Source organism: Shewanella sp. BF02_Schw (assembly GCF_014596695.2).
In the GTDB taxonomy this organism is placed as follows: Bacteria; Pseudomonadota; Gammaproteobacteria; order Enterobacterales; family Shewanellaceae; genus Shewanella.
The window spans coordinates 1125596-1140126 of record NZ_JABKAW020000001.1 but is presented as its reverse complement, the minus strand read 5'-3'; the positions used below and the strand labels follow the sequence as shown (position 1 = coordinate 1140126).

The following is a 14531-nucleotide window of genomic DNA, read 5'->3' as shown; positions in this document are numbered from 1 at the left end:
AGATTGTGTTGGGCTAGAGGCTAAATACCCTCATCACTGAGGATCTCCCCAAACCTGCTCAATAATGACCATCGGATTAAATGGTTTTTTTAATGATTCGATACTTTCCAATTGAGTTTTTATATTTTCAGTAAGGTTTTCATACTCTCGAGCAGAAGCTACTGTAGATTTAGGAAAAACTAAAAGACGTATATTTTTAATTTGCTCACTTATAGCCTGGGACTTTTCAATCTTATTCTGCTCTTGCAATGTCAGTATAGCGCGAGCTAAATTAAAGACTTCAGGCTGAGCACAATTATATAACGCATCATCAAAAAGCTTACCCAGAACACCAGCGGTTTCTCGAGGCATCTGTTTTAATTTCAACATATCAGTTTCTGGTAAAATGAAATCAGTTACTAGCTTGAAGCAATGGCTACTTTTATTCTCATATTTAGCTAAGTTAACCTGCATCATAAGTGTTGCATATTTCCCATCTTCTGAAATTTCAGCTTTAGCCATAAAAGATACGAATAAAACAAATATCACAATACATTTATTCAACATTGGGCTTACATCCTTTCACTATTGAACTCCAAAACAAGTATTCCTTTGGGTTTCCGTTATGAGCCATAACCTGTTTAAATGCAATTTTGCTTATAGACTCCATGGCTATCTTATCAAAAGCACTAAATGACTCAAAAAAATATTCCCAATTGGCTTGACTAACAGCATACTCAGTTTGCGCCGCGTCAGAACCTGCAATTTGAAATGCCAAAGAATCATCCAGAAATCTTACACCAGAACCAGAAGATCCTTTAACGGCAAGCCCTCCAAATATTGAATAAAACTGACCAATTAACAGAGCAAACCGACCAATTTTTGTGAGATCATATATCTCATTAATCTCTTCAATTCCCCTCTTACTTTCCTCATCAAAACTTAAGCCTACTATTGCTGGACATTTTTTCATAACTATTTCCTTTAGTTAACATAATAGAGAATCCTTACCACTTTATTTTCTTTTTTTTAATTTCTAGTAAATCACTTTCAATGACTGAACTTTTTCATTTTACGACAAATCATTCTTTTCACAATTTAGCGATATAATTCCATTTCCATCAAGTATTCCCCGTATGCTCTCATTGTCAAAAACTGCTTACCTGCCAAATAATAATCTCTTTCAATTTCATTAATCGCATCTTTTATCTCTTCTGGTGAAGACGCTTTTTCATAGCGGTAGCTCCAGTATTTCTTAAGCTCGCTTAAGTCAAATAATTCCTTACCTATTAAGGGGGCCTCAGCTTTGTTTCGTTGAAACTTATCCTCTTCTTCACGAAATGCTCTTTCAAGAGTTTCTTTACCTCGTTTATTTTTATCTAATTGTTCTTGAGAAATTTTGTTTTTATCCATAGTTAGTTGATCTCACCGTGTTTAGTTATCGCCTGTTTCCACGTCATGCCTTTATGACTTTTCAGAGTATTGATTGCATTAAACTTAAATTCCCCCTCTGGCAGGCTAGAAGTAACTCTTTCAATTTCTTTAGTGTCTATAATAGTACTTGATAATAGCTTAACGTCCTCTGTAGGATCTATGGCTAGCGTCTCCCATTGTTCAATGTCACTAATAACTAATTCGCCATTATATACTTTCGCAACCAATACTTTATCACCGTTAGAGGCTGTGCCGTATAGTTCATATCTGCCAAGAGATGGATTCTCTTCATAATAACTTACGAAGTGTTTTCTATTCTTTCTTGCCGCTTGGAACCCTCCTGCAACAATATGAAATGGTACAATAGGATCATCTCCACCCGGTTTCCGCATTAACACGCCTAATAATGACATTTCAAGTGGCGCATCTACATCAAATACATTTACTTGACGATCCGTTGCAAGTGCTTCTTTGTGTAGCGCTTTTATCTCATAAAGCCCACCAAGCCTTTTATCGACGATAATAGACGGTACTTTGTCTTTATTCTCAGGTTTAAGCAACTCAGCTTTAAGTTTATCCGAAAGCATTGCCGCTTCCCAATGCGTTTGATCATGTGTTAGCGTTGTATTATCCTTTTTCGCTTCATCAATCAATAAAGGTTTAATATTATCTGGGTTTATTACAGGAATATCTCCTAAGGCCAGTTCAGGGATAACGCCAGACTTCATTAGCCTTGATTTACCCGCTCCGGTATTACCTCTCATTGCATGAATAGCAGGTAAACCTACAAGTGTTTGTACTTTAGATAAAGCTTCGACTGTAACTCTATTTAAGATATCCGCATGTAATAACCTTCTTTCATCAAGCCAATTTTCATCTACTGCAGCTTTATCCCAGGACTCTCCCATTGCACTATCATCTGTAAATGCATCTAATGTGGTCATGGTACCATTGCTATTTGCTAGCTTTGTTTTACGAGCAGCATAGGTCTGCGAGTCTTCTTTACATAACCCAAATGGATCCACCCAATTTACTGGATTAGGAGCATATTGATAATGGTTTATGCCGCCTATCAATCCTATTGGGTCTTGATGAATAAATCGCGCTTGTTGAGGGCTGTAGTACCTAAAGCGGTTGTAGTGTAACCCTGATTCGTCATCAAAGTATTGACCTTGAAAACGGATTGGGTTAGTAATTTTTTCTTGCTTGGCTGCATCATAAACATCAGCATGCCCATTACCCGCATCTTCAATGTCTGTATCTTTAATAGATGTGCTTTCAATTGTTTGACCAAACACATCTTGTTGTCTGCGCCAGACTATTTGAGTATTTTCATCGGTTAAGCAAATCGGTGTGCCGAGTTGGTCTAGGTGATAATAATAAACCTTCCCTGCTTTAATCAGTGCCACTGGTGTAAAAGTGTCGGGCTGATAGATATACCAGCTGTATTCACCTAAGATGCATTCGCCAATCAGCTGGTGATTATCCCAAATAAAGTCGGTGCGACCGAGTTCGGTGATTTTTGCACTGCGACGGCCTAGGGCATCATATTCGTATTGCGTCAGCTTGCCATTAACGTTGATTTGAACCAGTTGGTTTAAGCCATTAAAGCTGCGTTGTTGTTTGTCACCCCTACCCACTTGGCTGATTTGGTTGCCACTGGCGTCATAGCGGTAATCGATGCCCGCCATGCTCATTAAGCGGTCGTTGTTAACCACTACATCGTTAAGGTTTTTATTGGGCCTAACTGTTTCAGCTGATTGACTGCTAGCTGTTTCATTAGCGCTAACATGATTACTACTTATATCTTGGGTATGGGTATGGCTATGAATATCACTAGCACGAATAGCCTGTAATGGGTTACCAAAAGCATCCCATTGGTATTGCTGTCGAGCATTAGATGCATTATCAGCGATATTTGGGTTTTCGCCAGATACGCCAGTATGACTATTACTGATTAATTGGCTAATTTTGTTATAGCTAAACTCTTTAACCTCTGGCTTGTGGTTAATATGCTCAGAAGATTGACCATCCACAGCGCTATCGTTGCCAAGCTTACTTTCGCAGCGTTGTAATTGGTGCTGTTTATCGTATTGATAACGCCTTGATTCAAATAATCGAGTTTCTTTTTGTGTATGTCGCCATGTCTGCTCAATTAATCTTGAATGGCTGTCATAGGCATGAGTGAGTTCAAGCTGATTACCCTGGATTGTTTTGTGCAATAACCCTGATGGCAGATAGTGATAATCCGCCAGCGGTATACGTTGTTTCGATGGGCCATTGACTGCAAATCCATTACCTGTAACGCTAATGCCACTTAATTGACTGTTTTTAGTGTATTGATAGTCAATTTGTTGCCCGTCAGGTAACGTTAAACCACTGCGATTGCCTGAATCATCATATTGATATTCAAGTTGCCACTGGCTTTGTAATACCCTATTTATACGCCCTTGAGCGTCAAGGTGTTGTTGCACTGTGCGGTGTTGGTTGTGGGCGCGAGTTATTTGCCCTATCGGGTTATATTGATAAAAGTTCTGAGTATTCAGTAATGCAGATGTGGCACTGGGCTCAAGTTTGACATGGCTACTTTGCTGACAAATTCGCCCCATAGCATCACGTTTTAGCTCAACAAACCGAATATCACTGTCGTTCACTGCCACTAATTTGTCATTAGCGTCATATTGATAATGTTGCTCACGGCCATCAAAACCAATTAAGGTTTTAGGTTGCTCTGTTGGCGTGTATTCAATACGGTACTGAGCACCGTCACTTCGCTCGATGCGATTTAAGTTACGTTCTTTATCGTAAAAAAACTTCAGCCAACTGCCATCTGCAAAAGTTTGTTGGCGTGGTTGAGCTAAACCGTCATAGTCGATAATGTTTTCAATGTACTCGCTATCGTTACTGAGCTCTTGCTCACCAACAACATCAGCCTGTTGACGCTGGCGAATAATACGGCCGGCATCATCATATTGATAATAATGACTAATGGCTTCTTCAGAGTTATCTTGTTGATCTTGTTTGTCTTGTGGATAAGATTTACTTTCGACAATTTGGCCTTTGTTGTCACGAATAAATTCAGTGACCAAACCTTGCGGATTAATCGTGGCGTTAACTCGCCCCAGTCTGTCATGGCTAAAACGGGTTAACGCATCACCGACTTGCGTTGCCAGCAATTCGCCATCGCGGTCCCAATGGTAACGATGAATGACACCATTAACATCGACTTTTTGAGTTAACTGCCCAGCATCATTGTATTGAAATTGACTTTGACGGCCATCAAAACCACTCTCAGACAATAATCGTCCCGTGGCATCGTAATGTCTTTTAGCCGTTCGGCCTATGGCATCTATGGTAACAATTCGTTGGCCTAGGCGATTATATTCAAACCTTGTGGTACCACCGTCCGCTTGAATAACAGCCAGTAACTGCCCTTGCTCGTTATAGTTGTATTGTATTTTATTATCACACGCATCAACGGTAGCCACTTTGCGACCAACAGCATCATATTGATGACGTATCACACTGCCATTAGGCTTGTGATGCTCAGTCAAAAGCCCTTGTGCATTGTGAATAAAAGTCTCGCGATGACCTAAAGAGTCTGTACAACTGCTTTTTATTCCGTTAACGAGTGCCGTATATTCAAAGTGATAATGATAAATATCATCATCACCCCATTGCTCAATACATTTAGCGCGCTGGTCTTGTCCGTCCCACGAAAAGTGATGACTAAAGCCTGATGCACGAGTTCTGCGTTGTAATAGATAGGTGGTACTTTTAGGATTGTATTGATGATCACTGTCAGATGTTATGTCGGCTGACTTGACCTTAACATAACTGTAACGCTCTACTCGCCCATTACTATCTGTGGCGGCTATAAGTGCTTGAGCGTCATCATATTGATAACTGGCTAACAAATTTTGGTGAATTTGTTTGTTGCCTTCGTTATCTAACATGTACGAAGCGACTTTTAACAAATTGCTTTGTGCATTGTAAAATAACAATACGCCACGTTTTGGGCCTGTGGTGATTTGGGTTAAACGCCCTTGCTGATCATAATACAGCTGAAAATATTGGCCTTGATGATTACTAATGGTTTCAAGTTGCCAAACATCTTTACCTGCAACTTGTTTTTGTATAAATGCCCAATGGCTGTCATCGGGCTTTATTAACACATGGCGGCCATCAGCTTGATGTACTAACGACCAACCTGTTGAAAGTTGGATACTGGTTTGCCCTCGTTTAACAGAGTCGAACACATGCACTCGGCCTTCATCGTCGGTTAATTCAAACCAATATTTACCGGGTTTTTTAGGCCCAACTTTCGCTGGCGCTTGATATTGATGATCCAGCTGCACACAAAAGTTATGTCGCCAGCCGTAACCCATACCAACATTGCTAAGAATTTTGCTCGAACGATACAAACGACGCCACGTTAGCGGCATTAAGCCATTAAGCTCAAAATCGACTAACGGTAAAATTTCTTCGCCACTTAACATTGATACGGGATCGCTGCGGCACTCTTGCTGATCAATAGCCACTTCCGTCGGGGAATGATTCGCCACAGTACCGGATTGAACTGACGCAGAAGTTTGTTTACCCTTATTGGTTTTGGGTGCTTTGGTATTGGTTGAACTCGCGCCTAGAGTGCCTGTTTCAGTTGAATGCTGAATTTGTTGTTTGGGTGTTTCACCATACACTCTGAGTAAATTGCGCTCAATAATGTCACAGAGTTTACGGGTAATATCTCTTGGATTTAAGCTAGCATTTACACCCGCATTCATCACTAGACTGCGCGCATAAATTAATGCATTACGATCACGAACTAAATGAGGCGAGATTTCATTAATTATCTCACTAACATTATTGTTTTGCTCAAACGTTAATAACTGGAATCCAGCTGGCGTTGACGCACTGGCAGGCACGATAACGATATAACGGTTATGACCTTTAAAATTGAAATTACTGACCGTCATGTTCGTTTATGCCTTCTCTATCCATGAGTATATTGCCAAACCAAGGTGAAGTTGTTGAGATACTTCCAGTTGTAAGCTTGTTCCAGTAGCATTTTGTTGTTGGTAACGGTTATAGATGTGCAGCAAATTATATAACCCCGCCACACAACCGATATCGCCTGTAAAATAACTAGATTGGGAAATTTGTGTCTCTTGATCGATTCTGCCGGCTAATTGCTCATAAGCATTAAGCCAGTTATCTGTTACAGCGGCATGGTTGCCGGGTAAATACAATTGAGCAAATACATCCAAGTCTTCAATCTGGCAGGCACGATTAAACAAAGCTTTTATTGTTTGGGTTTGTTGAACAGCACTACATGAATCTTGAAATAAATCCACTATTTCCATGCCTTCGTTTGCAACATTGATGCTGGCCATGATGACCGCTTCAGCAGGACAACGTCCTGTCTCTTGTTGTTGAGTAATCAGATCTTGGTCACGGTTAAAATCCACAAGGTCGAAGAACAAGCTGTCTACGGCAATAAATATTGCACTTTGATTGTCGACCGGCATTGCCTTTAATGCGCTCAAAGCAGAAAAAATACCAGCACTGCCCATAGGAAAAAACCGGCTATTGGGATGCACAAAACAATGCGGAAAAAGTGCATGTAAACGAGTGACCCAATCAACAAGTTGTTGTTTTTCTAGGTGAGGTAAAATCCAAAAAATCGCTTGGTGAGAGTACGGTTGCCATTGAGTTTTATTTTGAATAGGTAATTTATGCAACATATCAATTAGGCGGTTTAATTGAGTGTCTGTAGCAAGCTCGTGCGCCATGACCGCTGCCACATGCTGACCATCAGATAATTGATAGCTGAAATCGACCCCTTCGGATAAAGGTAAGTTAATTAACTGCTGTGGGTTTTCGTATGACCCTACGACCATATTAATGGCCTCTGCATGCATAATCATAAGGCCACTTTCACACGTTGTGGGCTGCAACTAACCACATTATTCAGCCGAAGCTTATGTAAAAAGGCAATACGCTGGTGCACGGGGCTTGAATGACTAATGATCTTATCAATACTGGTACCATTAACTTCAACACCATCAATCAATCTGACATCTGGCATTTTAAGCGCCAATAACATCCACCGATGTAATAATTTGGCACTGTAAAACTGTAGGTATTCACAACGTTCGACTTCATCTTCTTCAAACTGCCATTGATAAGGCACCGCTTGATCCAACTCTGGCCCTAAAATAGTTCGAAGTGCTCGAAAAGCCATTAATGTTTGACTAGGTTGCTGCATTGCTCGAGCTAAAAAAGGCACGAATTTACTAAAACCTGAATAACCCATTAACTCAATGACTCTTAGGGTTAAATCTGCATTCTCACTCATTAAATTAAATATTTGGCTCAATATTGCTTCGTCTAACGAAGTAATAAACACTTCAAAAAGCGCACTATGGCAATAGTCTAATTGACAAAATACCCCATAGAGTTTTAACGGTTCGTTAATGTTGATCATCAACATTTCAATATACAAAGACGTCAGTGATGACCGAGAAATGTTGAGGGAGTCAATTCCGTCGGCACGCTTTAAACGTTTACCTCGATAGATGCAGAATAAGATGTATTGCTGGATTTGTTCAGGCGTTTTGTTGCTGGCTGTAAAATTAACTTTATCAAGATTAAGTTGGCTGGCCATTAATGCAAATGCAGGGCTATAGTGGCCAACATCTATAATTGTACTGGCAAACAAAGCTTGAACGATACCTGATTGCTTAACTGGCTGAGCCTTATAGTGCAGTTGCAATAGTAAAGATAAGATCACCATTTTGTCTGTTGGGCAATAAAACACATCTGTTTCAAATGCATCGACAATTTCATCACAGGTGTTAGCAATAAGTAATGGCCATTCAGCATCTTTTCTTTGCTGGATCATCTTTAAAATGACCATTAGCGATTGAGTATTATCTTCAATATTTTTTGGCATACACTGAAACGACGACAACATGACATGTCGTTGTGCCAACAGAAGATTAAAACTATCAATCAAATTCATTTACCACAATCCTTGTTTATACTAGCCGATCATTACTGTTGGATTACCCACAATAATTTTTCCACCATGTGCGGTACCATCACCCATTCTGGCGGCTGGTTTTCCGTTAATAAGTACCGAACTCGACCCCGCATTAATGGTATCAGGCGGGCCGACACAAATTAACTTGTCACCTTTGCGCGCTGCAGGTAACGAACCAATAAGGACATTACCTGAGCCCATCACAATGGGACCACCAACATGTGGAACGGGACCGGGATTCATTTTCGGACAAAGATGCATACACGAAATGGTTGCTGCTGGCATTCCCATCAAATATTCCTTTATTTGTTGTAGCGCATTGATACCGGTAGCTTACTGGCTGTCTAACGGGATGACCAGCAAAGCACGCTGTTCAAACGACATCGCAAGAGTGCATATCATTGCAGCTTCAGCTTGTTGAACGGCTGCGTAAGTATCATTATGTAGATAACAGTAAACTTGGTTTAACAGTTCAGGAGAATTCTTCCAACTATGCCTATTAACCAAAAACTGCTCTCCAAATGTAGCACTGACCCAAAACGTCATATTGGGTGTATTAAGGAGTGGGTCATGTGGCTTATCGACCGGTTTGCAGATTAAATGTCGATAGCCAAATTGACAGACAATTTCATGGCCTCGACAAAATGGCCCAGCTAAACCGACTCCAGGATAACGAGATAATGTCATGGCTAGTTCAACTTAATTTGAGCAGCTTTTAAGGCAATACTGGTACCATTAACCTTAACGTTTGTCCCTTTAATAGTAATGTTGGTGCCTTCGATAGATATCGAACCGTCGCTGCTCATTTTGATTGATGCGCTGCCAGTTTTAATGACAATTTCATTACCCGCTTCAATATTAAGCACTTTACCGACTTTTAAGCTGTCATTATTGGCTATGTCTTCTAGTCGATCATTACCAATTTTAACGTTATCGTTATTAACGATGTCAGTGAAACGGTCGTTTCCGATAGTGTCTTTTTGATCATGTTTTACATTCAATAGATGATCTTTTTCTGCTTGGAGGAATAATAACTCTTTGCCTTTTTCATCATCAAAACGTAACTCGTTAAAATTGTCGGCTCCACCGTCTTTAGTGCTATGGGTTTTAATCCCAGACTGAGTTTTTTTAGCCGGTAATGCATAAGGAGGCATTAAGTCGGCGTTATAAACAGCACCGCTGATAATCGGTTGATCAGGGTCACCATTGATAAACTCAACTAACACCTCCTGGCCTACGCGAGGGAAGAAGAATGCACCCCACTTGTTGCCAGCCCAGCTTTGAGCGACACGGATCCAACATGAACTTTTACTATTGAACTCGCCTTCACGATCCCAATGAAACTGTACTTTTACACGGCCAAATTTATCAATATGTTGTTCATCACCAGGTTCACCAGTCACTACCGCTGTTTGTACGCCATTAATTAATGGTTTACGTAAATGAAGCTGTGAGCGATAAGGAGTACTTTTAGGCACACATTCAAAATCATTTTGATAAACACTGCCAGACATTGATTGGCTTGTGCCTGACTGGTTAGGCTGAGTAGCCGACGTTCTCAGCGAGCTTAGAACAAAGCTCTTACCTTTATAACTCGCGTTTTCATGATCTTTGAAAGTAAAAAACTTACCCACCATAAAACTACGGCAATCGCCTTGGCCACTGCACTTATTCATGTCTTTTTGCAGGGCTTCAAGTTGATTATTGGCAAACGGTTGAGCGCGCTTGTTGAACTCTGACTCGCCTAAATAATCGTACACCTCAAGTGCACTTTGCTCAGGAAGATTTGCGTTAGTATGATTACCTGAAGGGTATAATTTAGGTTGTTCGTAGTCGTAACCTTTTTGAATAAAACCGCCGCTCACCATACTCATGCCGCCTTGCCAATGAGACACGTGCGACTCGGCTAAATGGCCTGAGAAACAACGAACCTTCTCTTCTGCACAAGGTTTGTAGGCGTTTATATCATCAGCAAGTGTGAGGGTATGAGCACCAACACTATGCTCGAAGAAGAAGAAAATCCCCTCTTGCTGTAATAAACGACAAACAAAATCGACATCTGATTCTAAATACTGCACACAGTATTCATACTGAGGGTATGTGTTGGTAGTTTTATTTTGAAATTCAACTTTATGTTGACCAAATAAGTCTTTAACAATATCAATGACTGACTTGTTTTGAAAAATCCGACAATTACTGCGTTTTTTCATCAATGCCATCTGAGGCACTATAACGGCTTGATAATCTATATAATTCTGTGCATCGTCTGACGCTGCGGTCCGCATTCCAGCAGACTCAAGATGACTTACCACCCCATGAAAGTATCGAACTGCACCATTACTTTCGGCATTACGTAAAGTAATACAAACATTTTTACCCACTAAACTGTCGAGACTAATCTGGGTGCCAACAGTGAACATGGAGACGCTGATTGAAAAAAGCTGAGAGATGGCTTCTGTGGCAGTAAAATGCGTTAGGTACAGAGTATCCTTACCTAATGGCGTTGTGATACTGATGATATTATTTTTTTGAGTGGCCTTAAGCATTCCTTGCCTCAGTCTTTAAGAGTAAAGATCTTGGGGAACAAGTTCCCCAAGATATAAGATCACAAACAACTTACATTTGTTGACCTTTAACACCGCTGTAGCCATAACGTAGCGCTGCAGTAATGTTGTTTTTATCATCAGTTGGCGTAACAGCCATCATCATTTCAGTGTAGCTAATAGTGATTGTCTCTACAGGACGGTCACCATGAACTGAAACACTGTAGCTAGAGATCATTGCATCTGTTAATTCGATTTGCATGATTTCTTCGATTTTGTCACCTTGCTTAGTGATGTGGAAAACCGCTTTTTTACCTTTACCGATAGTCGCTTCTTTGAACAAGTCAGTAGAAGAATTATCTTGTAATTTAGTAATGGTCACATCACCTAAACGAGTTGAGCTAGCTTCACGGTCTTTTGCAGTACCAGTGAAAGAAGTGATCTCACGGCTAATATTCCAATCGACTGATAACACAGTAATCAGATCTTTGAATTCTTCAGCAGTGGTTTCGCCTTTAATCCCTTCATAATTTAAATATGTATTCGCTTGCATTATTAATGCTCCTTTTGCGTGGATGTCATCCATTAATGGACAGTTTTATAAGTTCAATAATCAAACTTAATATTTCAATTTATTAAAAATGCACTTACCAACAAATAATACTCAACTGCATTATCCATTTAAATATAGTGAGTCCTCATAATTAAGCCAACGGATTATATCAAAGGTTTTTTGATAATCAACTAATCGTTTATATAAATAAAAAAATACAACCAAGACTAATAATTTATACATTAATAATAACTACACGACATTACAAAGGGTATATACTTTATTATATACCCCTCAAATATGATGTTATAAATAACCAAACTAATACTTACTAATTAGTTATTAATGTCACGGTTTTATATTCATTTAAATTTTATAAATAAACTCATCGTTTACTACGTTTACTTTTACATTGGTTGTTTTCTTATTGTTAGCCATATTGTGTAAGATTTTGATCGAAAGGTCAGGCAACATCGTATTTTGTAAAATATTATGCACATTGCGAGCACCTGAACCAGCATCCTGACACATAGACACAATTTGGCTCACGACATCATCACTGTAAGTGAACTTAGCTTGATAATGCTCAGCTAAACGATTAGCAACTCGCTGTAATTGCAATTTAGTGATTTCATTAAGCATAGGTTGTGTCAGTGGAATATAAGGAATGACATTCAAACGGCCTAAAAATGCCGGTTTGAAATAACTCAATAAATCATCTTGAAGTGCTTTACGTAAACCTTTAATTGATGGCGCAATTTGTTCATCTTCAAATAAGCCCATCGTGGTTTCTGTACCAGCATTTGAGGTCATAATGATAATAGTATTTTTGAAATCTATATCGCGCCCCTCACCATCTTTAATGGTGCCTTTATCAAAAACTTGATAAAAAATATCTTGAACGCCTGGATGTGCCTTTTCCATTTCATCCAGCAAAATAACACTATAAGGTTTACGGCGAACGGCTTCAGTCAGCACTCCACCTTCACCATAGCCAACATAACCTGGAGGTGAACCTAAAAGTAATGAGACTTTATGTTCTTCTTTAAATTCGGACATGTTGATGACTGTCACATTGTCTTCACTGCCATAAACTTGCTCAGCCAATGTTAATGCCGTTTCTGTTTTACCTACACCGCTAGGGCCCGTCAGTAAAAACACACCAATGGGACGTTTTTCATCACCCAGCTGTGCACGGGATGTTTGCACTGTTTTGGCGATTAAATCCAAGGCATGATCTTGGCCGATAACGCGCTTGGCCATGGTGTCTTTTAAGTTCAAAATTGTTTTTATTTCATCATCCTGCATTTTACCTGCCGGAATGCCAGTCCAATCAGAAATGACTTCAGCAATCAATTGTTCATCAACTTGCCAATGCACCATAGGCTGTTTATTGGCTGACAATATTGCCTTAAACGCCGTTAACTCCGCTAACAAAGGTGCGGTATCTGTTTCTGATGCTTGAATCTGGCCAACTAATTCAGCAATTTTTTGAACGGTAACTAATTCGTCCTGCCATTGTGTTGTCAAAGGAGCGAGTTCTTTTGAAAGCAATTTATGTTTTTTGGTTAACTCTGTAATCGACTTTTTATGATCTGAACCGGTTTTTTGCTCACGAGTAAGAATGCTAATTTGTGTGTCTAGTTGCTGAATTTGTCGTTGTAAGGATTCAACCATTCCAGGGGTAGATGCTTGACTCATAGCGACACGCGCGCATGCAGTATCTAATAAACTTACCGCTTTATCTGGCAGTTGTCGGCCAGTAATATATCGATGAGATAAGTTAACTGCAGCACATAAAGCTTGGTCGGAAACAAGAATTTTATGATGCCCTTCCATTACAGGTAACAAGCCCCGCATCATTGCAATAGCTTGTTCAGGAGAAGGCTCTTCAATTTTAACCACTTGAAAACGACGAGTTAATGCGGCATCTTTTTCAAAGAACTTTTTATATTCTGCCCATGTTGTTGCCGCAATGGTACGTAACTCACCACGCGCTAATGCAGGTTTTAATAAATTTGCCGCGTCATTTTGTCCAGCTTGTCCGCCGCTGCCAATCATGGTGTGAGCTTCATCTATAAATAAAACAACAGGTTTAACAGACTGTTTTACTTCTTTAATTAAAGCTTTTAACCGATTCTCAAATTCCCCTTTCACTCCGGCTCCAGCTTGTAGTAAGGCTAAATCCAGTACGTGAATACGAACATTTTGTAATGCAGTCGGAACTTCTTTCTGGGCAATTTTAAGCGCTAAACCTTCCACAACAGCGGTTTTACCAACACCGGCTTCACCCGTTAAAATAGGATTATTTTGACGGCGACGGGTTAAAATGTCGATCATCTGCCTAATTTCATTATCACGTCCAAGAATAGGATCTATTTTCCCCAGTTCAGCTTGCTCGGTTAAATTTTGGGTAAATTGGTCTAGATTTGGCGTTTTGCTCGGCGCTGATTGCATCGCCTGAGTTTCTTCAATATCGCTACTTGACACTTTATGCTCGGTAGATTGACGAGCAAGCTGAGGCCATGCATGTTTCAGCTGTGCTGGATCTATTTTAAGAAGCTGTTTTGCAGAGCGCGAAACCAAAGAGTTTAATGAATCGTCAGTCAGTAAGGTAAAAATCAGATAGGCAGTTCTTATCTCACTATCGTTGAATTCAATACTGGTATTTAACCAAGTTTGACGAAGCAAACTCACTATATGTGGAGACAAACTTGGCGCTGCACTGTTGCCTGTTTTAAACTTTTCTAATCCCTGACGGATATCACTAATCAGCTGATCTTTTTGTACTGAAAAACTGGCCATGATGATGTCTAAATCACCTGAACCATTTTCTAGCAACGCTAATAGCCAATGCTCAATCTCAACGCTGAATTGGCTGCGGCTATGGCATACGCTGGCAGCAGTTTCTAAAGATTGTCGACATACTGGGTTAAGTTTTCCTACCAATTTACTTAAAGTCATCGCTGACATATTC

The 14531-nt window shown here is 39.9% G+C and carries 11 protein-coding genes; all 11 read right to left on the bottom strand.

What is annotated here, in order from left to right; translation table 11 throughout:
• Positions 1-33 precede the first annotated feature (33 nt).
• Positions 34-501 carry a hypothetical protein gene (locus HNW13_RS05120; RefSeq protein WP_192115083.1) on the bottom strand — a complete coding sequence of 156 codons (468 nt, stop codon included), beginning with the start codon at positions 499-501 and terminating at the stop codon, positions 34-36.
• A 34-nt stretch (positions 502-535) separates the two neighbouring features.
• Positions 536-952, bottom strand: a complete 417-nt coding sequence (locus HNW13_RS05115; RefSeq protein ID WP_192115084.1) for a hypothetical protein — start codon at positions 950-952, stop codon at positions 536-538.
• A gap of 125 nt (positions 953-1077) precedes the next feature.
• Entirely contained in the window at positions 1078-1392 is a 315-nt protein-coding gene (locus tag HNW13_RS05110) for a hypothetical protein (protein ID WP_192115085.1), read from the bottom strand.
• A 2-nt stretch (positions 1393-1394) separates the two neighbouring features.
• A complete protein-coding gene (locus HNW13_RS05105; RefSeq protein ID WP_192115086.1) occupies positions 1395-6389 on the bottom strand; it encodes an RHS repeat-associated core domain-containing protein in 4995 nt (1664 codons plus the stop codon).
• Positions 6390-6395: 6 nt separating this feature from the next.
• Positions 6396-7340, bottom strand: coding sequence for a hypothetical protein (locus HNW13_RS05100; protein WP_192115087.1), 945 nt, complete (start codon positions 7338-7340; stop codon positions 6396-6398).
• Positions 7337-8437: a hypothetical protein gene (locus HNW13_RS05095; RefSeq protein ID WP_192115088.1), complete on the bottom strand. Its 1101-nt coding sequence runs from the start codon at positions 8435-8437 to the stop codon at positions 7337-7339. The genes HNW13_RS05100 and HNW13_RS05095 overlap by 4 nt, the downstream gene beginning before the upstream one ends.
• A 21-nt stretch (positions 8438-8458) precedes the next feature.
• Positions 8459-8749 (bottom strand): PAAR domain-containing protein, encoded by a 291-nt coding sequence (locus tag HNW13_RS05090; RefSeq protein ID WP_011637812.1) that lies wholly within the window; start codon positions 8747-8749, stop codon positions 8459-8461.
• Between the two features lie 42 nt (positions 8750-8791).
• Positions 8792-9145, bottom strand: a complete 354-nt coding sequence (locus HNW13_RS05085; RefSeq protein ID WP_192115089.1) for a hypothetical protein — start codon at positions 9143-9145, stop codon at positions 8792-8794.
• Positions 9146-9147: 2 nt separating this feature from the next.
• Positions 9148-11004, bottom strand: a complete 1857-nt coding sequence (gene tssI / locus HNW13_RS05080) for a type VI secretion system tip protein TssI/VgrG (protein ID WP_192115090.1) — start codon at positions 11002-11004, stop codon at positions 9148-9150.
• A 70-nt stretch (positions 11005-11074) separates the two neighbouring features.
• Positions 11075-11554 carry a type VI secretion system tube protein Hcp gene (locus HNW13_RS05075; protein WP_101086880.1) on the bottom strand — a complete coding sequence of 160 codons (480 nt, stop codon included), beginning with the start codon at positions 11552-11554 and terminating at the stop codon, positions 11075-11077.
• Positions 11555-11920: 366 nt separating this feature from the next.
• A complete protein-coding gene (gene tssH, locus HNW13_RS05070; protein ID WP_192115091.1) occupies positions 11921-14527 on the bottom strand; it encodes a type VI secretion system ATPase TssH in 2607 nt (868 codons plus the stop codon).
• Positions 14528-14531 lie beyond the last annotated feature (4 nt).

Excerpts from the sequence above, each read along its gene's own strand:
- HNW13_RS05120 (WP_192115083.1), bottom strand. The coding sequence starts at position 501 with ATGGCTAAAGCTGAAATTTCAGAAGATGGGAAATATGCAACACTTATG.
- HNW13_RS05115 (WP_192115084.1), bottom strand. The coding sequence starts at position 952 with ATGAAAAAATGTCCAGCAATAGTAGGCTTAAGTTTTGATGAGGAAAGT.
- HNW13_RS05110 (WP_192115085.1), bottom strand. The coding sequence starts at position 1,392 with ATGGATAAAAACAAAATTTCTCAAGAACAATTAGATAAAAATAAACGA.
- HNW13_RS05105 (WP_192115086.1), bottom strand. The coding sequence starts at position 6,389 with ATGACGGTCAGTAATTTCAATTTTAAAGGTCATAACCGTTATATCGTT.
- HNW13_RS05100 (WP_192115087.1), bottom strand. The coding sequence starts at position 7,340 with ATGATTATGCATGCAGAGGCCATTAATATGGTCGTAGGGTCATACGAA.
- HNW13_RS05095 (WP_192115088.1), bottom strand. The coding sequence starts at position 8,437 with ATGAATTTGATTGATAGTTTTAATCTTCTGTTGGCACAACGACATGTC.
- HNW13_RS05090 (WP_011637812.1), bottom strand. The coding sequence starts at position 8,749 with ATGGGAATGCCAGCAGCAACCATTTCGTGTATGCATCTTTGTCCGAAA.
- HNW13_RS05085 (WP_192115089.1), bottom strand. The coding sequence starts at position 9,145 with ATGACATTATCTCGTTATCCTGGAGTCGGTTTAGCTGGGCCATTTTGT.
- tssI (WP_192115090.1), bottom strand. The coding sequence starts at position 11,004 with ATGCTTAAGGCCACTCAAAAAAATAATATCATCAGTATCACAACGCCA.
- HNW13_RS05075 (WP_101086880.1), bottom strand. The coding sequence starts at position 11,554 with ATGCAAGCGAATACATATTTAAATTATGAAGGGATTAAAGGCGAAACC.
- tssH (WP_192115091.1), bottom strand. The coding sequence starts at position 14,527 with ATGTCAGCGATGACTTTAAGTAAATTGGTAGGAAAACTTAACCCAGTA.